Source organism: Nonomuraea sp. NPDC052116 (assembly GCF_040680035.1).
GTDB lineage: Bacteria > Actinomycetota > Actinomycetes > Streptosporangiales > Streptosporangiaceae > Nonomuraea > Nonomuraea angiospora_A.
The window spans coordinates 53,765-76,580 of the sequence record NZ_JBFAWA010000024.1 but is presented as its reverse complement, the minus strand read 5'-3'; the positions used below and the strand labels follow the sequence as shown (position 1 = coordinate 76,580).

The 22,816-nt window shown below is 71.4% G+C and carries 20 protein-coding genes; 12 read left to right on the top strand and 8 right to left on the bottom strand.

What is annotated here, in order from left to right:
- Positions 1-120 precede the first annotated feature (120 nt).
- The 3 genes from AB0L65_RS38520 (at position 121) to AB0L65_RS38510 (ending at position 1,842) form a co-directional block, all read left to right on the top strand.
- Complete coding sequence (locus AB0L65_RS38520; protein WP_364256050.1) at positions 121-1,074, top strand: TIGR04222 domain-containing membrane protein; 954 nt, start codon at positions 121-123, stop codon at positions 1,072-1,074.
- Between the two features lie 97 nt (positions 1,075-1,171).
- Positions 1,172-1,459, top strand: a complete 288-nt coding sequence (locus AB0L65_RS38515) for a metalloregulator ArsR/SmtB family transcription factor (RefSeq protein WP_363969448.1) — start codon at positions 1,172-1,174, stop codon at positions 1,457-1,459.
- Positions 1,456-1,842 carry a VOC family protein gene (locus AB0L65_RS38510; protein ID WP_364256047.1) on the top strand — a complete coding sequence of 129 codons (387 nt, stop codon included), beginning with the start codon at positions 1,456-1,458 and terminating at the stop codon, positions 1,840-1,842. Before AB0L65_RS38515 ends, AB0L65_RS38510 begins: the two co-directional genes overlap by 4 nt.
- A 37-nt stretch (positions 1,843-1,879) precedes the next feature.
- Here the strand turns inward: AB0L65_RS38510 and AB0L65_RS38505 are convergent, their stop codons facing one another.
- Positions 1,880-2,734, bottom strand: a complete 855-nt coding sequence (locus tag AB0L65_RS38505; protein ID WP_364256045.1) for an NAD(P)H-binding protein — start codon at positions 2,732-2,734, stop codon at positions 1,880-1,882.
- A gap of 105 nt (positions 2,735-2,839) precedes the next feature.
- On the opposite strand from AB0L65_RS38505, the gene AB0L65_RS38500 reads away from it, so the two are divergent.
- Complete coding sequence (locus tag AB0L65_RS38500; protein WP_364256043.1) at positions 2,840-3,295, top strand: MarR family transcriptional regulator; 456 nt, start codon at positions 2,840-2,842, stop codon at positions 3,293-3,295.
- A 147-nt stretch (positions 3,296-3,442) separates the two neighbouring features.
- Positions 3,443-4,159 carry a hypothetical protein gene (locus AB0L65_RS38495; protein WP_364256040.1) on the top strand — a complete coding sequence of 239 codons (717 nt, stop codon included), beginning with the start codon at positions 3,443-3,445 and terminating at the stop codon, positions 4,157-4,159.
- 23 nt (positions 4,160-4,182) lie between these two features.
- On the opposite strand, the gene AB0L65_RS38490 is transcribed toward AB0L65_RS38495, so the two are convergent.
- Together AB0L65_RS38490 and AB0L65_RS38485 are read right to left on the bottom strand one after the other, a co-directional pair.
- The gene (locus AB0L65_RS38490) at positions 4,183-4,785 is read right to left on the bottom strand and encodes a nitroreductase family protein (RefSeq protein WP_364256037.1); all 603 of its coding nucleotides are present in this window, start codon (positions 4,783-4,785) and stop codon (positions 4,183-4,185) included.
- A gap of 5 nt (positions 4,786-4,790) precedes the next feature.
- Entirely contained in the window at positions 4,791-7,823 is a 3,033-nt protein-coding gene (locus AB0L65_RS38485) for a CARDB domain-containing protein (protein ID WP_364256034.1), read from the bottom strand.
- 85 nt (positions 7,824-7,908) lie between these two features.
- On the opposite strand from AB0L65_RS38485, the gene AB0L65_RS38480 reads away from it, so the two are divergent.
- Positions 7,909-8,388 (top strand): hypothetical protein, encoded by a 480-nt coding sequence (locus AB0L65_RS38480; RefSeq protein WP_364256031.1) that lies wholly within the window; start codon positions 7,909-7,911, stop codon positions 8,386-8,388.
- A gap of 100 nt (positions 8,389-8,488) precedes the next feature.
- Here the strand turns inward: AB0L65_RS38480 and AB0L65_RS38475 are convergent, their stop codons facing one another.
- Both AB0L65_RS38475 and AB0L65_RS38470 read right to left on the bottom strand, forming a co-directional pair.
- Positions 8,489-8,623 (bottom strand): hypothetical protein, encoded by a 135-nt coding sequence (locus AB0L65_RS38475; RefSeq protein ID WP_364256028.1) that lies wholly within the window; start codon positions 8,621-8,623, stop codon positions 8,489-8,491.
- Between the two features lie 18 nt (positions 8,624-8,641).
- A complete protein-coding gene (locus tag AB0L65_RS38470; RefSeq protein ID WP_364256025.1) occupies positions 8,642-9,772 on the bottom strand; it encodes an amidohydrolase family protein in 1,131 nt (376 codons plus the stop codon).
- A 280-nt stretch (positions 9,773-10,052) separates the two neighbouring features.
- On the opposite strand from AB0L65_RS38470, the gene AB0L65_RS38465 reads away from it, so the two are divergent.
- Both AB0L65_RS38465 and AB0L65_RS38460 read left to right on the top strand, forming a co-directional pair.
- Entirely contained in the window at positions 10,053-10,175 is a 123-nt protein-coding gene (locus tag AB0L65_RS38465; RefSeq protein WP_364256022.1) for a hypothetical protein, read from the top strand.
- A gap of 348 nt (positions 10,176-10,523) precedes the next feature.
- A complete protein-coding gene (locus AB0L65_RS38460; protein WP_364256019.1) occupies positions 10,524-13,007 on the top strand; it encodes a caspase family protein in 2,484 nt (827 codons plus the stop codon).
- An 849-nt stretch (positions 13,008-13,856) separates the two neighbouring features.
- Here AB0L65_RS38460 and AB0L65_RS38455 read toward each other — a convergent pair.
- From AB0L65_RS38455 to AB0L65_RS38445, 3 genes are all read right to left on the bottom strand, one after another.
- Positions 13,857-14,213 (bottom strand): AAA family ATPase, encoded by a 357-nt coding sequence (locus AB0L65_RS38455; RefSeq protein ID WP_364256016.1) that lies wholly within the window; start codon positions 14,211-14,213, stop codon positions 13,857-13,859.
- Between the two features lie 68 nt (positions 14,214-14,281).
- A complete protein-coding gene (locus AB0L65_RS38450; RefSeq protein WP_364256013.1) occupies positions 14,282-16,264 on the bottom strand; it encodes a hypothetical protein in 1,983 nt (660 codons plus the stop codon).
- A gap of 125 nt (positions 16,265-16,389) precedes the next feature.
- Complete coding sequence (locus AB0L65_RS38445; protein ID WP_364256010.1) at positions 16,390-16,569, bottom strand: hypothetical protein; 180 nt, start codon at positions 16,567-16,569, stop codon at positions 16,390-16,392.
- Between the two features lie 235 nt (positions 16,570-16,804).
- On the opposite strand from AB0L65_RS38445, the gene AB0L65_RS38440 reads away from it, so the two are divergent.
- From AB0L65_RS38440 to AB0L65_RS38425, 4 genes are read left to right on the top strand one after another with little or no spacing between them, the layout of a single operon-like run.
- Complete coding sequence (locus AB0L65_RS38440; RefSeq protein WP_364256007.1) at positions 16,805-20,092, top strand: type 2 lanthipeptide synthetase LanM family protein; 3,288 nt, start codon at positions 16,805-16,807, stop codon at positions 20,090-20,092.
- 36 nt (positions 20,093-20,128) lie between these two features.
- Positions 20,129-22,291: a peptidase domain-containing ABC transporter gene (locus AB0L65_RS38435; protein ID WP_364256394.1), complete on the top strand. Its 2,163-nt coding sequence runs from the start codon at positions 20,129-20,131 to the stop codon at positions 22,289-22,291.
- A 30-nt stretch (positions 22,292-22,321) separates the two neighbouring features.
- On the top strand, positions 22,322-22,540 hold the full coding sequence (locus AB0L65_RS38430) for a hypothetical protein (protein WP_364256004.1): 219 nt from the start codon (positions 22,322-22,324) through the stop codon (positions 22,538-22,540).
- A 23-nt stretch (positions 22,541-22,563) separates the two neighbouring features.
- Positions 22,564-22,815, top strand: coding sequence for a hypothetical protein (locus tag AB0L65_RS38425; protein WP_364256001.1), 252 nt, complete (start codon positions 22,564-22,566; stop codon positions 22,813-22,815).
- Position 22,816: the final 1 nt, after the last annotated feature.

The window sequence follows — 22,816 nt, the reverse complement described above, 5'->3', positions numbered from 1 at the left end:
CACGCGGCGCGAAGGGGCCCGCGCGCGCCGGGAAACTAAATGAGCAAAACGAAACCTCTTCCAGGTCCTTACGCGTCTCTCAGATAACCAGCCTCATCGGCTGCACGGAGGGAGGCCGTAATGGACCTTGTCCTGCTGATTCTCTCGGTGGCCCTGGCGGCGATCGCCGTCACCATCGCCTTCGCGATCAAACGCGAGCACGCCGCCACCCGGGTGGCCTCGGCCGGATCCCGCGCTCGCGACCTCGATCATTACGAACTCGCCTATCTGGCGGGCGGATCCGGGAAAGTGGTCGACACGGCCCTCACGCTCCTGGCCGAAAGCGGAGAGCTGCGCGTGTCACGGGGGCCGCGCTTCTACACCGTCTCCAAGAGATTCGCCACGGACGAGCCTGTCGAGCGGGAGACTCTGACCGCCGTCGCGGCGAACGACGGCCCGTCAAGGTTCCTGGTGAGCCGGGCCGTGGGCGGTGGCCCGGCCATGAGGGAGCTGGAGCACCGCGTCGCCGGGCTGGGCCTGATCGTGGCCGATGCCCGTCTCGCACGACTCACGCGGCTGGCCCGCGGGCTGCGGGTGATCTCCGTCCTGGCGGTCGCCGGGGTCGCCGCAGGGGCGGTCGTACTCGCCGCAGGCCCGACGCTGTTGCCGCTGGTCACCGTACTCGTCCTGCTGGCCACCGGAATCGGCGCGGTCGGCGTGCTCGCCGGTGACAGGAGGTTCAGGCGGGGCAGGCTCACGGCCGACGGCACGGCGGAGCTGGGCCGGGTACGCAAGGCGCACCCCGCGGGCTCGGGAAACGGGCCGGTGTACATCGCGCTGTACGGTCACTGGGCACTGCGCGACACGGACCTGAGCAGGGCACTGGACACCTACATCCCCCGGACCGCGCCTCGACGCGGACCGCGGTCGACGTCCAGCAGCAGCGGCACCTATTCCGGTGGTTGCGGCGGATCGACCCACAGCGGGTCGAGCTGCGGCACCGGGTCCTCGTCCTCGGGCTGCGGCAGCGGCTCCTCAGGCTGCGGCGGCGGGTCCGGTTGCGGGGGCGGCGGTTGCGGGGGCGGCGGCAGCTGACCTGCGCAACGGCCAGCGACGCGACGCGATGCCAGGCCGTGCGCAGCGCGACATCTCCGCGTTGACAGGCAAGTGACGGCTTGCCTATCATCGCCGCATGGGCGACATCTTCAAGGCCCTGGCCGACCCCACCCGGCGGACCATCCTCGACGAGCTGACCGAACACGACGGCCAGACCCTGTTCGAGATCTGCGTCCGCCTGACGAGCCGACATCAGCTGAGCCTGACCAGGCAGGCCGTGTCCCAGCATCTGGCGGTGCTGGAGGAGGCCGGGCTGATCACCACGCGCAAGCAGGGGCGGTACAAATTCCACCACCTCGACACCACTCCCCTGGCCGCCATCTTCGAACGGTGGCCGATCACCAGGAAAGGACAGACACCGTGAAGATCTACATCACCAGCGTGTTCGTGGACGACCAGCAGAAGGCCCTCGCCTTCTACACCGACGTGCTCGGCTTCATCAAGAAGCATGACATCCCGCTGGGCGGGGCCCAGTGGCTGACGGTCGTCTCGCCGGAGGACCCCGAGGGCACGGAGCTGCTGCTGGAACCGGACGGGCACCCCGCAGTCGGGCCCTACAAGAAGGCGCTGGTCGCCGACGGCATTCCGGCCGCCTCGTTCCAGGTCCCGGACGTGCAGGCGGAGTACGAGCGGCTGCGCGGGCTGGGAGTGACGTTCACGCAGGAGCCGTTGGCGGCGGGGCCGGTGACCATGGCGGTCTTCGACGACACCTGCGGGAACCTGATCCAGATCGTGGCCCCGGCCTAGTGGCGCTTTGCCATGCCGACAGGGGGCGAGACGCGGATCAGGGGGTTCTGAACGCGTCGGCGTTGCGTGCGCACCAGGCGGCGAAAGTGCGGGGCTTGCGCTGAAGCAGGCGTTCCACGGTGTCGGTGCGGAAGCCGGCGGTGTCGGCGCGCATGAGGTGGAATCCCTCGATGATGGCCTCGGCCAGCGCCGGAGGGGCCCCGTTGGGGAATCGGGAGGCGACGGCCTCCTCCGCCGTGGTCACCGCCCGGATCGCGATCTCCCGGCCGGCCGCCGCAGCGAGGATCTTGACCTGCTCGGTGATGGTGAACAGCTCCTCACCGGTGAGGACGTACTCCTGGCCTTGGTGGCCGTCACCGGCCAGGGCCAGGGCCGCGACGGCGGCGATGTCGGCGGGGTCGATCGGCGCGTACCGGCCGGGGCCGACCGGATCGAGGACATAGCCCGCCTCACGGATGGTGGGCAGCCAGTCGAAGGCGTTGGCCATGAAGCCGCCGGGCCGCAGGAAGGTGGCCGCGATGCCGGAGGCCCGGATGGCCTGCTCGCGTTCGTGGTGCCAGCGGCCCATGGCGGGCATGGGGTCGCCGAGCACGTTGAACGAGGACAGGTGCACGATGTGGCGCACCCCGGCGGACCGGGCGGCGGCGACGGCGTGCCGGGTGTGGTCGAGGCCGATGCCCGGGGTGAGCAGGAACAGCCGGCCCGCTCCGGCGAAGGCGGGCGGCAGCGTCGCCGGGTCGTTCAGGTCCGCCACGACCCGTTCGACCCGTTCGGGCAAGGTGGCGGCGCGGGCCGGGTCGCGGACCAGGACGCGGAACGGCACGCCGGCCTCGTCCAGCTCGCGGACGAGCTCGCGACCGACGTTTCCGGTGGCACCGGTGACCAGTATCATGAGAACCCCTAAATCGTGTACCGGTTAATGATCGAGGAGAACGTTAACCGGTACACGATCTGCTGTCAATCGCCCGCGCTCGCGACATCACCGGAGGTCCTCGACGTGCCCGAATTCCTGGACGTGCACAGCAAGACGTCGAAGGCGCTGCGGGCGGCGGCCGAGGCGGCCGTGCGACGCCACGGGCTGCACCTGGGACAAGACCACCTCCTCGCGGTGCTGTGGCAACAGGACGGCCGCACCCCGGGCGAGGTCGCCGCCGCGCTGAACGTCACCACCCCCAACGTGGTCAAGGCGGCCACCCGGATGACCGCGGCGGGCCTGCTCACCCGACGCCGCGACGACCAGGACAACCGCCTGGTCCGGCTGTGGCTCACCGACGCCGGACGCGCCCTGCAGGCACCCATCGAGAAGGAACGGCGGTTGCTCGAGGAGAAGGTCACCGCCGACCTCACCGAGACGGAACGCGAACATCTCCTCAGCGCACTCAGGAAGATCCACCGATCGGCGAACGCCCTGCTGGAGGCCCCCACCGACCACCACGGCCCGGCCACCACCTGACCCTGGACCAGCGAGGCGACGCACCGGCCGAACCGCTTACGCCTCGGCCGTAAAGGCCAAAGTGGTCACCCTGAGTGGCGGCTTCTGCACATTCGGGAGAACATCGAGGGGTACCTGGAACCCCCCGTCCCGGCGAAGGAGCCTCGCATGCTGGCGAAAGTGGCCGATGGGATCGCTGACCGGTATCAAAGCCTCCAGAGATGGGCGAGCGAGCGGTTCGCCGACAACCCCCGCGAGGCGGAGATCGCAAAGTACGTGGTCATCGTGGTGTGCGTCGCGGTCGTGGCCCTCGTCTCGGTCACGCTGTTGTGGCTGGCCGTCATGGTGCTGGGCGGCGTGGTCAACGGCGTGGCCCATGGCCTTGCCACCGGCCTGACGTGGGCGCTGGAACGGGTGGCCGACTGGCACCTCACCGAGGTCGTCACCAAGCCGGTCCATGACTACATCACCGCCCACGCCGCCGGCCTGCCCTCCGGAGCCGAAGCGATCTGGTCGGCCTGGGCCTTGACCGGGCCGGGCCTGTGGCTGCTCTGCTGGCTGCTGCGGTCCTGGGGAGCCCGCCTGGCCTGGGTCCTGTACGGCGCCGGCACGGTCGCGATGGTCTACAGCGCCAGCCCGGCCAACGGGCAGTCGCTCGCCGCGGGCATCGCCGTTCTGTACTGGGCCGTGCTGTCGGTGTTCGCCTTCCGCGGCGTCGGCCGGCGCCGCCCGACGGTGCAGGTCCACCCGGCCCCCGACGTCAGCACCACGCTGGTGCAGCTGCGCGAATACCTGAACGAACAGTTCGAGGACGTTCAGGCTCGCATGACCGGCATCGAGGCGGCGGCCAAGGACGAACTCGCCGCCCGGCGGGCAGACTCATGAACCGTTGACGTGCCGACCCGAATCTAGCGTCGACCGCTCCACGAGCCGCGGTGCACGACCTCCTCCAGCGGTCTCCTGCCGCGCTTCAGCGAGGGCGAGCGCTTGTCCTGCGCCCGGTATCCCACGCTGATCACCCCGATCGGCGTGTACGCCTCGGGCACCCCGAAGGCCTCCTTGAACGCCTTCGTCCGCTCACCCGGCGGGATCCCGAAGAAGCAGGCGCCCAGCCCCTCGTCGACGGCGGTCAGCAGCATCAGCAGCGAGGCGAACCCGGTGTCGATGTCCCAGTACGGCACCGGCCAGCGGGCCTCGTCCCTGTCCTCCCAGCCCTTGTCGCCCTCGGCGTACCGGTCGAGGTAGGCCTGCTTGTGCGACAGGGCGACGATCAGCAGCGGCGCCCGCCGCAGCCCCATCCCCCACTCGGAGTCGTCGGTGGACGCCTCCCAGAACCGCTCGCGATCGGCCGGATCCTCCAGCACCAGGAAGGCCCAGCCCTGGCTGAACCCGGCGGAGGGCGCGTGCAGCGCGTTGCCGAGGATCCGGTCGACCACGGCGGCGGGCACCGCACGGTCCGGGTCGTAGTTCCGGACCATGCGGCGCCGCCGTACCACCTCTTGAAACTCCATAGGAGTCAGTATCGCTCGGCGATCCCCGTGTTGATCTCGACGAGGGCCACCATCGCGTCCGTGACGCCGATGAGGTCGGGGTCGGCCAGGGTCTGCTGCGCGTGCTTGGCGGCCTCGCCGACCGTGTGCAGGTGCAGCCGCTCGATCGTGATCGTGCGGACGGCCGTCGCCGCGTTGATCCGCCTGCTGCCCACGTTGAAGTACGTGGTCAGCAGCTCGGCGCGGAGGTTGCGCGGCGGCAGCAGCGGCAGCGTGAACGCGGCCGCCACCTCGTGCTGGGACAGCTGGCCGTCGGGCGTCGAGCCGTCGATCCCGTCGAAGCGGGTGTCGGTGGCCTGGACCCTGGCCAGCAGCTCAGACGTCCGCATTGAGGGGAAGGCCAGCCAGATCCCCTGCGGGCGGGGGTCCCTGCTCGGCGCGGTCTCGGTCACGGTGCTGGTGGAGGTCGCCGTGGCCGGGGTGTAGGAGCAGCCCTTGGCGTTGCCGTAGGAGACCTGCGACTGCCCGGTCAGGACGGTCCCGCCCACCACGAGCAGGCTGGAACGGCTGCTGAAGGCCACGGTCGTGGTCGAACCGGCCGCCAGCGTGCCCAGGTTCCAGGTCAGCGTGCCGCCGGCGACCGCGTCAGGCTTGGGGCCCGCGCCCTTGTCGAGGGCCGTGCTGTAGTACACCTCGGTCGGCAGCTTGTAGGTGAGCTTGGCTCCGGTGGCGCTCGCGCCTCCGGTGTTCTTCACCGTCAGCGTGGTCGTCACCGCCTCGGCCGCGCCGGCGGTGGGCGTCGCGCTCGCCGACAGGGTGAGCTTCGGCGCCTTGACCGTGGTCGAGGCCTTGCCGGTGTTGTCGGAAGTATCCTCCTCCGCGCCGCCTGCCACGTTCTTGCCCACGACGGTGGCGGAGTTGGTGACCGTGGCGGCGTCGTCGGTCGCGCACGGGATCGCATAGGTGAAGGTCTCGCTGCGGCTCGCCCCGGCGGCCAGGTCGGGCAGGTCGCGGGCGACGGCGGTGCCGTCGGGCAGCGTGTCGGTGAGCTTGACGGACTCCGCCCCGCCCTTGCCGACGTTGTCCACCTTGACCGTGTAGGTGAGGGTGTCGCCGGGCTCGGCCGGCTCCTTGTCGACGGTCTTGGTGGTGGCCAGGTCGGGCGTGTAGAAGTCCTGGAAACCGGCCTCGATCTTGGCCGCGGTCACGAAGTCGATCTCACGGCCGGACTCCACGCCGGCGCCGGGCTTGGAGACGTCGAGCTTCAGGTGTCCCCAGTCGTCGTAGTCGGTGAGGATCGGGTCGCGACCCTTGTCGTCGCTGCCCGCCAGCGGCGTCGACTGGCACGTGTTGTCGGGCCCCTGGATGATCGCGTCGCTGAACTGGACGTCGTCGCTCATCCTGGTGGAGTCGACCGTGTTGTTGGTGCCCGCCAGGACGCACACGTCGTCCTCGGAGTTGATGTCGGCCGCGATCGTGGGCGGGTCCTCCGTCCCGTTCACGTTCCAGTCCAGCCAGTCGACGGCCGGGTCGACCGGGCCGTACTGCTCCGGCTTGCTGGGGATCTTCCAGCGGGCGTAGTCGTCGCCGGGGCCGATGGCCTTGCTCTCGTCGAGGTGATCACGGTCGAGCCGGGGCATCCTGCCCTGGCTGTAGTCCAGGCGGCGGGGCGCCGGGTCCAGGCCGGTCGGGATGCCGGCCGGCTCGTAGGCGTAGTTCATGATGCTGAGGTAGTTGGGCTTGTAGTTGGTCCGGGTGTCGCCGCCGTGGGCGAGCCCGAGCGCGTGTCCCAGCTCGTGCATCAGCGTGCCGGCCTGGTCGCGGGCCGTACCGGAGAAGACGACGTCCGGACCGCTGCCTGGCTTCATCAGCTGGATGTCGTCGGAACCCTTCTTGACCTTGCTGTTGCAGACGTGGTCGGGGCCGACGCCGATCTGGCTGCCCTTGAGGAAGTCGTCTCCCACCACGGTGGAGTCCAGCTTGCCGTTCGGGCCCCCGTCGACGCACCACGTACGCCACTCGCCGAGCGTGACGATGAAGTCGCGGTTGCCGCGGCTGGGGTCACAGCAGCGGCCGGAGACCATGCTGCCGGCGGTGAGGTCGTGGGCGAAGATCGTGTAGTGCGCGTACGGCGCCAGCTGCCCTGGCAGGTCGGCCGTCCTGGCGTTGGCGAAGGCGGTGTCCTTCTCCGTCATCACGGCCTGTTCCGGAATGCCCGTGCCGACGATGGGGATGAAGTCCACCCCGTCGTCCAGCGGGACGCCGCCGTAGGGGCAGGGCTGGGTGGCCGTGGCCGGGCCGTCCTCGAAGGCGCGCCTGAGCTCCTGGAGCGCGGCGTCCTTGGGCCGGTGGGTGTGCTGGGAGTCGCCGGTCATCCAGTCGATCCACACGATGACCGTCTTGCGGCAGGGGTTGGCGCCCAGCTGCTTCAGGTCGAACCTCATCGAGTCGTCGGGGTTGCGGATGCCGAAGCGCTCGATGACGTCGGGGATGCCGTCGCCGTCGATGTCGGGCAGCGGGCCGCTGGTCCGCTCGATCCTGAAGCCGATCCCCGCCCGCTTGCCGTCGTGCGCGTTGGGGAAGTTGGGGTCGCCGTCGCCCTCCACGTAGGTCTGGCCCGGCGTGAGCAGGTCGCCGGGGTCGGTCCAGGTGTCGGTGCCGATGTCGTACTGGAGCTCGAGGTCGTCGTCCTGGTTCTGGGGGCTGATGTCCAGCTTGTCGTCGCCGCCGTTGAGGCCGCCGTCCTCGTCCCAGAGGCGGATGAGGATCGGCACCTTGGTGGTGTCGTCCGGGACCTGTACGTCCTGGGTGAAGATCCACGGTGGGTCGAACGCGCTGGGATCGAAGTCGTCGTCCTCCACCGCGCTCCTGCGCTGCAGGTCGCCGTTCCCGATGCGGATCTCGGGGAAGTAGTTGCCCGTGCCGTTGTCGGGGCTCTCGATCTGGTGGATCTTGTTGATCGTGAGCCGGAGTGTGACGCCCGTACTGGCCTGGGCGGCGGGCGTGCCGACCACCACCAGGCTGAGCGCGATCAGGGATAACACTGTGAGTAAGCGCATGCTGCCAGGATGAAGTGACCTCGCGGGACGCACATGAGTAAGGTCTACTCAGAACCTTGGGCGTTTCGCGGTCGTCATACCAACCATGATGAAGCTCATGATCGCCGTGGCCGCCACCCTGACGCTCGCCGCCACCCCCGCCCTCGCCCAGACCAAGCCGGTTGTCGGTCCGAACGGTTTCGGCGGGCTGAAGCTCGGCATGTCGCTCAAGCAGGCCAAAGCGGCCGGGATCACCAAGAAGATCGACGGTGGCACCGACGGCTGCTCGGGCTGGGACCTGAAGAAGTACCCGACCGGCAAGGACAACGTCGGCCTGTACATCTCGCCGAAGCTGGGTGTGGCCGCCTTCTTCCCGCCCAAGACCGCCAAGACCTCCGAAGGCGTGGCGGTCGGGACGGCCAAGTCGCAGCTGAAGAAGGTCTACCCGAACCTCAAGCAGGACACGCACGGCTTCTGGGTGACCACGGTGCCGGGCAACACGAAGGCCTACTACTCCTTCACCGTCCTGCACGGCAAGGTCACGGAGTTCGGCATGGCCCTGAAGAAGCAGGACTGCTTCAACTGAGCGGCCCGCCCCTCCGCATGATCCCGGCGGGGTCGGACGCGAAGTTCCGGCTCCCGCCGGCCGAGGCCACGCCCCGGTCGGCGGGAGCCGCGGGCTGGGATCAGATACCCGGCAGGGCGGTGGTGCGGGCGGGGTTCGTGCCGACAGGGAGCACGTCCATGCCGGCGCGGGACAGGTGGCGCGCGGTCACCAGGCCCAGGCCGCCCGCTCGCTCACGCAGCTCGCATCCCGGCATATACCGCCCTCGTACGGGTCATCGGCCCGGGGCGCGGCGCCCCATCCGGTAGACGGCCAGCGGGCGTCGCAGCGCGGTGATGTCGGAGAGCGGGTCGCCCGCCACGGCCAGCAGATCGGCGTCGAACCCGGACGCGATCCTGCCCTTGCGCTCCCCCACCCGGCAGGCGCGGGCCGCGCCCGACGTGATCGCCCGCAGCACGTCCAGGGGCGCGTACCCGTGCTCGACCAGCATCTCCGCCCCGTACGGCAGCACTCCGTGGGGCTTGGGCGGCCCGATGCCCGCGTCCGTCCCGATGACGAAGTCCACCCCGGCGGCCTGAACGGCCCGCAGCGCCTCCCTCATGCCCGCCATCCGCTGCTGGATGCGCGGCGGCAGCTGCGCCGGGCCGGGCGCCACCCCCGCCGTGAGGGACACCACGACGTCGGCGGCGGCCAGCCGGGCGATCATCGCGTGGTCCACCGCGTAGGAGTCCTCGGTGAAGAACGAGCAGTGCTCGATCGAGTCGAACCCGGCGTCCAGGACGTGCGCGATCCCCTCCGCGCAGTGGACGTGCCCGGTGATCGGCAGGCCGTGCGCGTGGGCCTCGTCGGCCGCCGCCCTCAGCTCGGCGAGGCCGTACTGGAGCAGGTGGGAGTGCGTGCCTGGCGTCATCTCGCCGCCCGTCACCATCATCTTGATCACGTGGACGCCGCGCGCCGCCCGTTCCCGTACGGCCTCGCGCACCCCGTGCTCCCCCGCCGCCTCACCGCCCAGGAACCAGCAGTGCCCTCTGGGAGTGGTGATCGGCGGCCCGGCGGAGAGGATCTCCGGCCCGTCGAGCCCGAGGTCGAGCCCGAGCGCCAGGTAGTCCCGGTCCCCCAGGTCGCGTACGGTCGTCACCCCGGCCGCGAGGTGCTGCCGCGCGGCCTGCCGCATCCGGTCGGCGAGCCCCGGCGGTTCCAGCATCGCCACGACGTCGCGGCTCGCGTCGAAGGCCAGGTGGACGTGGCAGTCGATGAGTCCGGGCAGCAGCGTGGCATCACCCAGGTCGACCGTGGCCGGCACCTCGGTGGTGATGCCGGTGATGCGGCCGTCCTCGACGATCACCACCTGGTCGTGGCGCATTTCCTGGCCGTCGAAGAGACGACGGGCACGCAAGGCGAGCATGGCCCCACCGTCGCGCCCTCGCGCCGCGATCGCCTGAGTATGCCCTACTCAACTTCGCCCGCGCCCCCGGCGCCGCGGTCGACCACTCCGGATCGCCGGCTCGGCTGCCGCTTCCTTTCCCAGCCGGCTGAAGTGATCTACACCACTCACCGCAGTCGCCCGTGGTGGCGACCGACTGGTAGCCGAGCGGTTTCACGGTCACACAGCGTAGCGGCGACCATCCTCCTTTTGAGCATGCCTTGCTCATGCGGCGCCGCGCGGTGCAAAGCACAGTCGAGACATGAGAACCTTCCTCGCAGCGGCGCTGTCGGCCACCGGGCCGGCGGCCACCGCCGAGCGCGTCGGCGTCCGGGGCGGGGCGGCCGGCTACTGCCCGGCCGGGCTGCGGCGAAGACCGAGTTGAGCGCGGCGCGGTTATGGCCATAGGTGACCGGCCCGTGGCAGTTGCGGCACAGCGCCGGCGCGGCGGCGGGGTGGTCCCGCGCTCCGCGAGCATGCGCGCAGGCGGGATCCCCGTCGGTATGGTGCGCCTCCGGCGGGGACTCACCGGCATCGGTGACGTCTTGCCGGAAGCCCGTTCGGCGTGTTCGACCTGCAGGCACAACTGCCGGTACCGCGGTCGGATTTTCCGCCAAAGCTCCGGAGCTTCCAGGTAGCGACAGTGTGATCGTCGGCGATATCGGTATGTGACGGCTCAGTCCCTGGCGACATGCCGTCTTCGTGGTGTCCTGCGTTTGCCCGGAGGCGGCCCATGGTGAGTGAGACGGTGCGGTTGCGGCTACGAGTGATCGACGCAGCCGCGGATGCCCAAGAGCTGGACGACGCCACGGCCAAGCTGAGGAACGAACTCCTCGAACTGGACGTGGTGGCCGGCGCCGCCGAGGCGGGGGAAGCCGCCGAAGACACCAGGGCGGTCCTGTCGTTCACGCTCGGAGGCCTGGTGATCGCGCTGGCCGGCACGGAACTGCTGGCCTCGATCGTGAACGCTGTGACCGCCTGGCTCAACCGCCATCAGCACCGTTCGGTCAAGCTGGAGATCGACGGCGACGTGCTGGAACTGACCGGCATCCCGTCCAGGGAGCAACGCGAGCTCACCGACGTATGGTTGCGCCGCCGCAAGCAGCCGGACGCACCCGGCCAGTCCGGCCGCCGCCTCGCGCTGATCGTGGCCAGCGACGAGTTCGGAGATCCCGGGCTGCGGCGGCTGCGGGCGCCCGCACTTGACGCCGAGGCCTTGGCGAGGGTGCTGGGCGACGAGGCCATCGGCGGGTTCGACGTACGCACGATGCTCAACGAGTCCACCACCGTCGTCAACGAAGCCGTGGAGGAGTTCTTCGCCGACTGTCACCCCGACGACCTGCTGTTGCTGCACTTCTCCGGCCACGGGGTCAAGGACGACAACGGCGAACTGTATTTCGCCACGCCCAGCACCAAGCTCAACAGGCTCGGCGCCACCGCGGTGTCGGCGGAGTTCGTCAACCGGCGGATGGGCCGCAGCCGCAGCCGGCGCATCGTCCTGTTGCTCGACTGCTGCTACGCCGGCGCCTTCGCGCGGGGCGCGCTGCCGAGAGCGGGAACGGACGTGCACGTCGAGGAGCAGTTCGGCGGGCGCGGGCGGGTGGTCATCACGGCCTCCAATGCCCTGGAGTACGCCTTCGACGGGACCGACCTCGCCGACGCTCAGGAGACGACCTCGCCTTCGGTGTTCACCAGAGCGCTGGTCGAAGGGCTCGAGACCGGCGAGGCCGACCAGGACCAGGACGGCTATGTGGGCATACACGAGCTGTACGACTTCGTCTACGACAAGGTACGGGCCGTCACCCCCAAGCAGACGCCCGGGAAGTGGACGTTCGACGTACAGGGCGACTTGATCATCGCACGGCGCGGCCGTCCCGTGGATCGACCCGCGCCGTTGCCGACCGAACTGCAGGAGGCCATCGACCACCCGATCGCCAAGATCCGGGAGGGTACGATCGGCGCGTTGGAGCGGCTACGACACAGCCGCCACGCCGGGCTCGCGCTCGCGGCGCGGCTGGCCCTGGAAGAGCTCGCGCACGACGACAGCCGATCCGTCTCGGCAGCGGCGTCACGCGCCCTCGGCCACCCCGCCGTCCCGCCTGAGAACCTGCCGGATGATGCCGGCCGTGGGACAGTCGCGCACGTCGGCCGCGCGGCGCCGCTCCCCACCGTGCCGGAGGCCGAGCAGGTGCCCGGCGGCGACGTGGAAGCCGACCAGGTTCGCGCGGCTGCGCGGGCTCCCGGCTCCTGGACCGGGAAACCTGGTGCGAGGAACGCCGCATCGGCGGACGTGGACGCGTCGCCGGACAGGGATTCCGACACGCCGCGCGGGCGGGTGTGGCTGCTCCTGGCATCGCGTGGATTGGCGCTGTTGTCAGGGCTGCTGCTGTTGCTCGGTCCGGAGCGCACGCCCCCGTTCTCCGCCATGTTCAGCAGTGCGGTCGTCCCTGACTACATCGTCTGGTTGTGGCTCTTGATCGCCGCGGCATTCGGGGTCGGCCTGCTGCCGGAGGGCCGATGGCGCACCGTGAGCCTCGGCGCGTCCGCCGGCCTGGCCGCGCTGCACTTGGGCGTATCTGCCCACGTCTACGCGGCTTTCAGTGCAGCCGAACTGGTCGGCCCCATGGTATCCGGCCTGCTGATCCTGCTGGTCGCGTTCACGGAGACGGCCATGGCCCAGCCCGGCCGCTGGTGGTGGAGAGCCGCAGGAGCCTTCGGCGGAGCGCTCGCACTGGTCATGATCATCATCAACCAGCGGTTCCCCCACGACATGATGGACGATCCCGGGGAGGAGATCCCTTGGCGGGTGGTGTTCTCGGCCGTCGTGCTCTTGCTCGGGTTCTTTGTGACGCGGGTGGTTCTGCGCTGGCGAGCGGGCGGCGCGCGGCCGGCACTGGTCCTGGGCATGGCGGCCACGTTGCTGGTCGTCGCGGACGTGTGCGGCGTCTACCTGCTGAACAGCGGCTCGGACTACCCGCAGATTCCGGCTTACACGCCCGCCCTGCTGGTGCTGCTGCTCATGGCCGCCCAGGCGCTCGATGACCGGCCGGAACTGCTTGCGGCGGTCCAGCTCACCGTCATCGTGGGACTTGGACACAACCTGGCGATGGTCGCGACCTGGCCGGTGTTCGTGACAGTGCTTTTCGTCGCCGCGGCCTGCTCTGCGGCAGCGGTCTACCTGCCCGGCAGACGCCTGCACTCGAGCCGCCGTCCTTGAGCGCTTGTCCGGCGTCGAGGTGGTCTTGGCGCCGGCTCTCGTAGTCACCGCGACCGTGCAGCTGCGGCGGGCGGCACGGCGCAACTGCGCCGGAGCGCGGCCGATGCGTCAGCCTAGTGCCGGATGCTTCCCCCGGTCAGCGGTGAATCAGCGCTGGGCATCCGTCGCGGGTAGGCGTTGGGTGGGTCGGACATCGGCGAGGTCGGTCAGGGCCTGCTGCTCGGCGGGGTCGATGGTCAGCTGCCGTGCGACCCCAACGCCTCAAGATCGCGAAGTGTCGCTGGAGTACCAGGCGTCATTTACCAGAGCCTGACACCTCCTCGGCTGGGGTGTCAGGCTCGGTGACCGTCGGGCTCAGAGCTTGCGGCGGGCCATGGTCGAGGTGCACCAGGCCGGACGGGTGAAGCCGTACCGGTACTTCCACGGCCACCAGCACGGGTTGAACCCGGCCCAGCTACACGAGCAAGCCACCTTCCACCTGGTCCTCATCGGCGACTGCGAAGGCGCCGCCGGGATGTTGCTGCTGTGGCCCCCAACGGTGCGTACCACGGGGGAGGCACCGGTACGGGTGTCGTTCGAGACCCCCTGGCCGGCGATCGTGGCCGTCGTCGCCCGCCGCCACCCTCGGCGCGTTCCTCGCCCGCGAGCAGTCGCATCCTCCCGAACCCGCTGCGCCTCGACCCTGAAGCGGGTGAACCGAACCGCCATCTCGCGCGCCGGCCGGGGCGTGCTGTGGCCACACCTCCCGTCACCAAAGGTGGCGCCGGAGCGCAGCCGACGGTGACGGGGGCCTCTGAGGCCAGGTGCCGGCAGGTGACGGGTCAGGCCTCGACCCGCTGCACGCTGATCTCATACTGGTCCACAGCACCCTCCCACCGGGCCACCAGTGCGCATGTCGTGAAGACAAAGGGCGAGGTCGTCGGAGTGGGGGCGCAGAACGCGCCCAGGTGCGCCCAGCGAAAGGCAACTCCGTCTGGACTCGACCCCGGTGGCGCGCAGCAGCTCCATGCCACGCGCCTGCTCGGCCGCGTCTTCCGCGAGGGCCGACTTGCCGATGCCCACCTCGCCTGCGATGACCAGCGCGCCGCTGCCGCCTTCCCGGAGGGCTTGGAGCAGCCGGTCGATCTCCGCCTTCTCGGCGGCCCGTCCATGTAACAAGGCACCCCTAGCTCGGCCGATCACCTGCCTGGAGCACCAGTCCGCCATGGACGATCATCTCCCTGTCAGGCCGGATGTCATGCCAGATCGTCCGGAGCTCCAGGAGCCGACGATGGCTATTGGCGGGAGAGTACGCGGGTGAGGCCTGCCAGGATGGTCGTCGTGAGGATCCACCCCGCGGCGATCAGCCCGGCGGCGAGCCACTGTTGCAGGTCGCGCGGGCCGAAGGCGCTCTCCTGTCCGAAGGTGATGATCGGGAGGAGCAGGTCCAGGGTGTAGAGGAAGGGGCTGAAGGGGGGTGCCTCGCCGGGTTTGAAGGCCGGTGGCTGGTGGACGGCGAAAGCGACCGTGCCTATGAGGAGAAGGGCCGCGAGCCAGAGCGCGGCGCGGAACGGGCGGTAGCCGTACCCGACGGTCCAGTCCTGCAGGTAACCCCAGAGCCGCGCCCCGGGCCGCTGCCCCGTCCGGCGGCGGCGCTGTTTGGCCAGCAGCACGTCCCGAGCGGCCTCGTCGTGACCATGCCGGCGGTAGACGGCGGCCAGCTGCTCGTACGGCTGCGGCTGGTAGGCCTCCTTGGCCAGCCAGTCAAGGCGCTCCTGGACGGGCAGGGGTGTCTCCAGGCTGTCGTAGGTGAAGCCGTTCATCAGGAGTTGGGCGGGCCACCGGTCAGGAACGTCGTCGAGCAGGCCGACCCGGGTGTGGCGAAGGTCGACGGTGCGCAGCAGCAGGGTCTCCGGCCCGATCTTCAGCGAGGCGGCTTCGACGCCACGCAGGTGAAGGTCGCCGTCGAGGGTGGTCTCGGCGAAGCACAGCGTGGAGGCGATCCGGGAGTTCCTGATCGAGAGGGCTCCGGTGGCCGTGAAGCCCTCGCAGCAGTCGACGCCACCGCCCGCGGTCACTTCCCACAGGGACAGAGCGCGCCCGCCGGGATTGCTGAGGGTGGCGCCGTGAAACTCCACGGTGCCCTCGACCTTGGCGGTGATGAGCACGATCTCGCCTTCGGCGCTGAAGCCCTCGCTGCAGCTGAGCCTGCCGGTAACCCCCAGCCGCCGCAGTGAGAGCGCCGTCCCGCCCGGGTTGGAGATCCTCCCGCCGTCGACGTTGAGCGATCCGCGGACCTGCGTCGAGTCCAGGAAGACCGCTCCGGTCGCCACGAAGCCGGGTGTGGCCCGCAGCCCGCCGCCGATCTCCATCAGCGGTGCGTTCAGCGCGCGTCCGCCCGGATTGGCCAGAGTCGCATGGCGGAAGAAGAGCTGCCCGGCCACCTGGGCTCCGCGCAGGAGGACTTCGCCTTCGGCGGCGAAGCCCTCATCGAAGAGCAGCCTGCCCTCGACGGTGAGCCTCTCCGCGTTCAGGGCGACGCCGCCGGGGTTGGACAGCCGGGCCCCGCCGAACTCGCATCGGCGTCCCACCCGGGCATCCTGCACGCTCAGCTCACCGTACGAGAGGAAGCCGTGCCGGCCCGACAACCCGCCGTCGACGACGATCCCCTCGGCGGTGAGGCCGCGGCCGCCCGGCCGACCGACCCGCGCGCCGTCGAGCGTCATCGTCCCGCCGATCCTGGCGCCCGCGAGGCGCATCTCACCGTCGATGACGGCGTTCGCGCACAGAAGATCCCGGTTGACGGTCAGGCCGTCGGCGTGGACGGCCGGATCCGCGCGGATCGCCGTGTCGCTGAGATCCATCGTCCCGGACACATGCGCTCCGCCGAGCTGGATCGGGCCGTCCATCAGGCACCCTTCCAGGCGCAGGCCCCCACCGATCACGGCATCCGCGGACCGCAGTCCGGGTAACCGGGAAGCCGCGAGGTCGACCAGGCCGGTGTGGGCTCGGGTGAGGACGGGCGCCTCCTCGAACTCGCAGCCGGTCAGGATCAGAGGGTGCTGCACCTCGGCGTCGGACAGGTCCAGCCGGCCGGTGATCCGGGCTCCGGACAGCCGCAGGCCGGGCGTCTGTCCCGGCAGGCGTTCCTGGGCGCCGAGCAGCAGCTTCGCGATGACCGCGGCCCGGACGGGGACGCCGGGAAGATCTACCGGACGGGCTACGGGAAACGCCTCCCAGAGGACGAGTTCCGGCTCGGAGAGATCATCGATGACCACAGGGCACTCCCGGAACGTCGCACGCGTCGGTAAGGAGATGCTCCAAGGTCATCACCGACTTCGCAACAGCGAAGACCTCTGCCGAGCCGGTCACTCTGCCCGGCTGATCCGGTGCCGGGGCCGGGTCACCAGCTGCCGCTGGCTCCGCCTCCGCCGCCGCTGCCGCCGCCGAAACCGCCGAAGCCGCCATCGCTGTCGGCCGCGGCGGGTCCCGCGATCGCGAGCATGGCGCAGGCGGCCAGCGCCACCGCGCCCACGACGATGCGCCGCAGTCGCCGGATGCCGGTCTTGCCGTTGTCGTTCATCGGTCCTCCTCGGTCGTGTGGGTTCCGGCGCCCATTGTGGGCAAGATCGGCCCTCGGGTGAACGGCCGCGGACCCGTAAATCCGGCGCCTCAGTGGTTTCACGTATCCCGCGGGCGACGGGGGCGGGCGGCTCACGGCGTTCACCGGATGCCGCGGCGGCCGGGTGCCGTCTCATCCTGCTGACAGCCAACGGCCAGGGGTCCGCCGAAGCGCGTGGTCCCCGCGAGCAGCGAGGATGCCACCTTTGTCACACATCGCCGCGACGCCGGCACAACGTACAGACACGGACACGGAACCGGCGCCGTACTGGTGGGCCGGGGCGCTCACGCTCGCCGAGCGGCTGGCGCTCACCACCCGGCCCGCTCCCCGCGAGAGCGGCCTGGCCGAGCGGCGGCTCGCGCGCTGGCGGGCCGCGCACCGCATGGACGAGGACGGCCGGTTCGAGGCCAGGCTCGCCGACCTCGGCATCGACGCGGACATGCTGCTCGCGCTGCTGGCCGAGCCGCCCGAGGAGCTGGCGGCGCGCGCACCCCGGCCCGCCTGGGCCGGCACCGTCGAATCCGCGCTCGCGGCGGCCTCCCTGGGCGGCGGCGTCCAGGTCGCGCCGCCGGAGCTCGACGAGGCGGCGTTCACGTGGGACGCGGGGTTCGCGCGGATCGTCGCCCCGTTCGTCCGGGACGCCGTCGACCGGATCGCGTCCGGAGCGCCGGACTGGCTCGGGAAGCCGGCGGCTCTGCGGCGCGGGTTCGCGGACCAGCTCGGCAGAAAGCTCGTCCCGCTCGCCTCGCGCGTGCTCGTCCTGGAGCTGAACGTGGCCCGGGTACGCGGCGAGCTGCACGGGGACAGCGCCGAGGAGCGTTTCCGGTCCTTCACGACGCGGCTGGCCGGCCGGGAGGGGCTGGCGGGACTGCTGTCCGAGTACGTCGTGCTGGCCCGGCTGATGGCCCAATGCGCCGACCACGCCGTGGAGACCTACCTGGAGCTGCTGCGGCGGCTGGCCGCCGACCGGTCCGCGATCGTGGCGGAGCTGTTCGGCGGGACCGAGCCGGGGCCGCTGGCCGAGGTGGTCATGGGCGTGGGCGACGGGCACCGGGGCGGTCGGTCGGTCGGGCTGCTGCGGTTCGAGAGCGGGGCGCGGGTGGTCTACAAGCCGCGGTCGCTGGCCGTGCACGCGCACTTCAACCGGGCGCTCGGCTGGCTCGACGACCGGATGCCCGGCCTCGGCCTGCGCGTGCTGACCGTGCTGGAACGGCCGGGCCACGGCTGGGTGGAGTACGCCGAGCACGGGCCCTGCGCGGACGAGGCCGGCGTACGTGCCTTCTACCGGCGGCAGGGCGCCCTGCTGGCCCTGCTGTACGCGCTCGACGGCGTGGACTTCCACTTCGAGAACCTCATCGCCGCCGGGGACCAGCCGGTGCTGGTCGACCTGGAGGCGCTGTTCCACCCGGCGATCCCCAGGGGCGGCGCCCGCGGGCGTACCGACGACGACCCGGCCGAACGGGCATTGGACACCTCGGTCGCCCGGGTGGGGCTGCTGCCGGCCGTCGTGTGGAGCAAGGACGGCGGCGCCCTCGACATGGGAGGCATGGGCGGGGACGCGGGCAGCACGCTGCCGTTCGAATCGGCCGGCTGGTCCGCCCCGGGGACCGACGAGATGCGGCTGATCCGTGAGCGAGCGGCCTTCCCCGGCAGCAGCAACCGCCCGGGCGTCGGTGACGCCGTCGCCGATCCGGCCGACCACGTCGAGGACTTCCTGTCGGGTTTCACCGGCGCGTACGAGGTCATCGCCGCCCACCGCGACGAGCTGCTCGCACCCGGCGGCATCCTGGCGGCCTTCCAGGGGGACGAGATCCGCGTGGTGATGCGGCCCACTCAGCTGTACGGCACCCTGCTGCTGGAGTCGACCCACCCGGATGTCATGCGTGACGCCCTGGACCGCGACCACGTGCTCGACGCGCTGTGGGCCGCCTGCGCCGACGACCCGGTCCGCCGCCGGCTGGTCCCCGCTGAGATCGCCGACGTCTGGAACGGCGACATCCCCCTCTTCGCCGGCCGCCCCGGCACGTCCGACCTGTGGACCAGCCGGGACGAGCCGCTGGCCGGCGCGCTCATGGGCGTGCCCTCCTCGGACGCCGCCGCCAAGATCCGCGCCATGGGCCCCCGGGATCTGGCCGAGCAGCAGTGGATCATCCGCGCCTCCCTGGCCAGCCGCCGCGACCGCGACCGCGTCTGGACCCCCACCGCCCCTGCGGCTCACGCCGCCCCCACCCCGCCGGTGGACGGGCTCGCCGACCGGCTCGTGGCCATGGCCACCGCGCTCGGGGACGAACTCGCCGAACGCGCCCACCGCGACGCCTCCGCCGCCAACTGGCTCGGCATGGAGCTCGTGGGCGAGACCCGCTGGACGGTCGGCACGCTGAAGAGCGACCTGTACGGCGGCACCCCCGGCGTCGCCCTCTTCCTCGGCCAGCTCGCCAGGATCACCGGCGAGACCCGCCACGCCGACCTCGCCATGCGGGCCCTGTCCTGGGTCCCCGGCTTCGTGGACGGCATCGCAGGGAATGTCACGGCGTTCCCGTGCGGGCCGTTCAACAGCGCCGTCGGGCTGGCGTACGCGCTGACGCACCTGGCCCGCGACCTCGGCGCGCCCGGCCTGCTCGACCACGTCGAACCCCTGATCGCCGCGACGACCGGCGCCGCCGCCACGGACGAGGGACTCGACGTCGTGAGCGGCGCGGCCGGCTGCCTGGCCGCGATGCTCGCCGTCCACGAGGCAACCGGGCTGCCGAACGCGCTGGACGTGGCCCGCGCCTGCGCCGACCGGCTCGTCGAGACGGCGCGGCCGCAGGACGGCGGGGTGGCGTGGCACGGTCACATCCCCGCCTCGGCGCCCTTGACCGGGTTCTCCCACGGGACGGCGGGGATCGGCTGGGCGCTGCTCCGCTTCGCCGACCGGACCGGCGAGGCACGGTACGCGGAGACCGGCCTGGCCGCCTTCGCCTATGAGCGTTCCCGCTTCGACGCCCGCATCGGCAACTGGCCCGACTTCCGGGACCTGCCCGACGCCTCGGCGAACCCCTCCGGCCTGCCCCCGTCCATGCAGGGGTGGTGCCACGGCGCGCCCGGCATCGGCCTGGCCCGCGCCGACCTCCTTCACCGCCGTCCTGGCCTGAGCGCCGAAGCGGCCGGTGATCTCGCCGCCGACCTGGACCTGGCGCTGCGCTCGTACCTGAGCAGCCCGCCCGGCATCGTCGGCCACAGCCTGTGCCACGGCGAGGCCGGGAACCTGGAGCTCCTCACCCAGGCCGTCGCCGCGGGCAGGCACGACCTGACGGACACCCTGCGCCTGCGGGCCGGCGTCCTGCTCGCCCAGCTCGCCGACGGCCCGCTCTGCGGCACCCCGGGCGGCGTGACGACGCCGGGTCTGATGTCCGGTCTGGCGGGGATCGGGCACGGTCTCCTGCGGCTGGCCGCCCCCGCCGACGTTCCGTCCGTCCTGGTCCTGGCCCCGCCGGCCGCCTGAAGCGCCACGTACCCGCCAAAGAAAGGGGCTGCCGTGATGCGGCGCCGCGTCCCCGTCCGCCTGCAACTGACCACGAGCGAGTGCGGGGCCGCCGTCCTGGCCATGCTGCTGAGCCACCACGGCAGGCACGCCTCGGTCGCCGAGTGCCGTGACCTGCTGGGCCCGGGCAGAGACGGCGTGTCCGTCGCCCGGCTGGTCGCGGCGGCCCGCGAGTACGGGCTGACCGCCACGGCGGAACGCGTGACTGATCCGCTCGGCGAGCCGCCGCGGGCGCCGTTCATCGCCTACTTCTCCGCCCACCACTTCGTCGTCGTCGAGGGGCTGGGCAGGGGCGGCGTGCGGATCGTCGATCCGGGCAACGGCCGCCGGACCATGCCGCGGGAGGAGTTCGCGCGGCGGTACGGCGGCGTGGTGATCGAGTGCGCCCCCGGTCCCGGGTTCGTCAGGAGGCGCGCGTCGCCGTGGCGGTCGACGCCGGTCCGCTATTTGCGCGACTTCGCGGCGGTGCCGGGCGGCCGGCGTCGCCTGGCCGGGGTGCTGGCGCTGGCGGCGGCCATCCAGCTGCTGGCGCTGGCGCTGCCGCTCGCCACCAAGTCCGTGGTGGACGAGCTGGTCCCGGCCGAGCGCGGCGACCTGCTGCCGGTGCTCGGCTGGGCGGTGTTCGGCACGGCGGCGTTGCACGGCACGCTCACCTTCCTGCGCGCCCGCCTCCTGCTCGCCCTCCGGGCCCGCGCCGACGAGCGGCTGACCGGCCGTTTCGTCGGCCACCTGCTGCGGCTGCCGATCGGGTTCTTCCTCCAGCGCAGCCGGGGCGACCTGCTCCTGCGCGTCGGCAGCATCGCCACCACCAGGGAGGCGGTCACGCAGCAGAGCGTCACGCTCGCGCTCGACATGGTCCTGCTGTCCGCATACGGGATCGCGCTCGTCCTCCTCGTCCCCTGGTACGCGCTCATGGTCGGCGTGCTGGCGGTCGGGCAGGCGGGGCTGATGGTGGCCTCGTACCGGCGGCTGCGGACCCTGTCCCAGGCCGAGCTGGGCGCCCGTGCGGGCGAGCAGGGGTATCTCGTCGAGACGTTGCAGGCGATGCTGCCGCTCAAGGCCAACGGCGTGGAGTCGCGGGCACAGGCGCGCTGGCGGGAGCTGTTCGGGACGTACCAGACGGCCATGCTGCGGCGGGGGCGCGCCAGCTCCTGGTTCGAGGCGGTGCAGGGAGCGGTGGCCGTGTTCGCGCCGCTCGCGCTGCTGTGGTGCGGCGCGTGGCTGGTGCTCGGCGGGCGCATGTCGCTGGGCACCATGCTGGCGGTGAACGCCCTGGCGATGTCGGTGCTGGCGCCGTTGCAGGCGTTCGTGGGGGCGGTGCAGCTGTACTCCATGCTGCGCGGCCAGTTCGAGCGCATCTATGACGTGCTCGACGCCGCCCCCGAGCCGAACGGCGCCCGCGTGCTGCCCGCCGGGCGGCCGGTCGCGATCCGGGCCGAGGGCGTCGCCTTCCGGTACGCGCCCGACTCGCCGCCCGTGCTGCGGGAGATGTCGTTCGAGGTGCCCGCGGGGGCGAAGCTCGGCGTCGTCGGGCGTACCGGGTCGGGCAAGAGCACGCTCGCCCTGCTGGTGCTCGGGCTGCTGCGTCCGGAGACGGGCGAGATCCGGCACGACGGCGTACCCGTCCAGGAGCTGGACGTGGCGGCGCTGCGGCGCGAATGCGGCGCGGTGCTGCAGGAGCTGTCGCTGTTCAACGGCTCGATCCGCGACAACATCACGCTCGGCAGCCCGGACGCCACGGACGACGACGTGGTGACCGCCGCGCTCGTCGCGGGGCTGCACCACGACGTCGAACGTCTGCCCATGGGCTACGACACCAACGTCGGCGAGGGCGGCGCCGCGCTCTCGGCCGGGCAGCGGCAGCGGGTCGCGCTCGCCAGGGCCATCGTGCACCGGCCGCGCCTGCTCATCCTCGACGAGGCCACCAGCCACCTCGACCCCCAGACCGAACGCCGGGTCGACGCCGCCCTGTCGGAGCTGCGGGTCACCCGGATCGTCGTCTCGCACCGGCTGAGCGCGATCCGCGACGCCCACGAAGTCCTCGTCATCGATCAGGGCCGCATCGTCGGCCGCGGAACCCACGAAAGGCTGGTGAGCAGCCCAGGACCCTACCGCGACCTGTTCGGCGCTCCGCCGGTGCCCGATCCGCTGAGCGCCTGAAATCACCCATCTTCATGAAAGGAGACAGAAATGTCGGCCGACGACCAGATCAGATCCTGGAAAACCCCCGAGCTCCGCGGGCGCGACGAAGCCCACCCCGCGGGTGAGATCAACCTGGGCGCCCTGAGCGGCGGCGAGAAGCCCGTGCCCGACTTCGGCGACTACACCGACTTCTTCAGCTGCTGGCAGACCTGCGACCGCACCATGTGGGTCGGGACCTGCCGCTACTCCAGCCTCGGCTGCTGCTGACCACGAGCAAAGGAGAACACACCATGACGAACGACGACCTCATCCGTTCCTGGAAGGACCCCATCAACCGGGCGGCCTACGGGGCCGGCCTGCCGCATCCCGCCGGCGACCTCGACCTGGAGACGGCGCGGCTGGCGGGCGGCGTGGAGCAGGAGCCGGCGAACGGCACCCAGCACCTGGCCACCATCGGCTGCTGCGGCGGCTACACCTCCGAGGTGCGCTGCGCGTTCAGCGCGCTGTACCCCTGGATCTGCACGCCCTATATCTACGTCTGAC

What these genes read in the sequence shown, in the direction of transcription:
- AB0L65_RS38520 (WP_364256050.1), top strand. Translation starts at nt 121, where the DNA reads ATGGACCTTGTCCTGCTGATTCTCTCGGTGGCCCTGGCGGCGATCGCC.
- AB0L65_RS38515 (WP_363969448.1), top strand. Translation starts at nt 1,172, where the DNA reads ATGGGCGACATCTTCAAGGCCCTGGCCGACCCCACCCGGCGGACCATC.
- AB0L65_RS38505 (WP_364256045.1), bottom strand. Translation starts at nt 2,734, where the DNA reads ATGATACTGGTCACCGGTGCCACCGGAAACGTCGGTCGCGAGCTCGTC.
- AB0L65_RS38495 (WP_364256040.1), top strand. Translation starts at nt 3,443, where the DNA reads ATGCTGGCGAAAGTGGCCGATGGGATCGCTGACCGGTATCAAAGCCTC.
- AB0L65_RS38490 (WP_364256037.1), bottom strand. Translation starts at nt 4,785, where the DNA reads ATGGAGTTTCAAGAGGTGGTACGGCGGCGCCGCATGGTCCGGAACTAC.
- AB0L65_RS38485 (WP_364256034.1), bottom strand. Translation starts at nt 7,823, where the DNA reads ATGCGCTTACTCACAGTGTTATCCCTGATCGCGCTCAGCCTGGTGGTG.
- AB0L65_RS38480 (WP_364256031.1), top strand. Translation starts at nt 7,909, where the DNA reads ATGATGAAGCTCATGATCGCCGTGGCCGCCACCCTGACGCTCGCCGCC.
- AB0L65_RS38475 (WP_364256028.1), bottom strand. Translation starts at nt 8,623, where the DNA reads ATGCCGGGATGCGAGCTGCGTGAGCGAGCGGGCGGCCTGGGCCTGGTG.
- AB0L65_RS38470 (WP_364256025.1), bottom strand. Translation starts at nt 9,772, where the DNA reads ATGCTCGCCTTGCGTGCCCGTCGTCTCTTCGACGGCCAGGAAATGCGC.
- AB0L65_RS38465 (WP_364256022.1), top strand. Translation starts at nt 10,053, where the DNA reads ATGAGAACCTTCCTCGCAGCGGCGCTGTCGGCCACCGGGCCGGCGGCC.
- AB0L65_RS38460 (WP_364256019.1), top strand. Translation starts at nt 10,524, where the DNA reads ATGGTGAGTGAGACGGTGCGGTTGCGGCTACGAGTGATCGACGCAGCC.
- AB0L65_RS38455 (WP_364256016.1), bottom strand. Translation starts at nt 14,213, where the DNA reads ATGGCGGACTGGTGCTCCAGGCAGGTGATCGGCCGAGCTAGGGGTGCC.
- AB0L65_RS38445 (WP_364256010.1), bottom strand. Translation starts at nt 16,569, where the DNA reads ATGAACGACAACGGCAAGACCGGCATCCGGCGACTGCGGCGCATCGTC.
- AB0L65_RS38440 (WP_364256007.1), top strand. Translation starts at nt 16,805, where the DNA reads ATGCCACCTTTGTCACACATCGCCGCGACGCCGGCACAACGTACAGAC.
- AB0L65_RS38435 (WP_364256394.1), top strand. Translation starts at nt 20,129, where the DNA reads ATGCGGCGCCGCGTCCCCGTCCGCCTGCAACTGACCACGAGCGAGTGC.
- AB0L65_RS38430 (WP_364256004.1), top strand. Translation starts at nt 22,322, where the DNA reads ATGTCGGCCGACGACCAGATCAGATCCTGGAAAACCCCCGAGCTCCGC.
- AB0L65_RS38425 (WP_364256001.1), top strand. Translation starts at nt 22,564, where the DNA reads ATGACGAACGACGACCTCATCCGTTCCTGGAAGGACCCCATCAACCGG.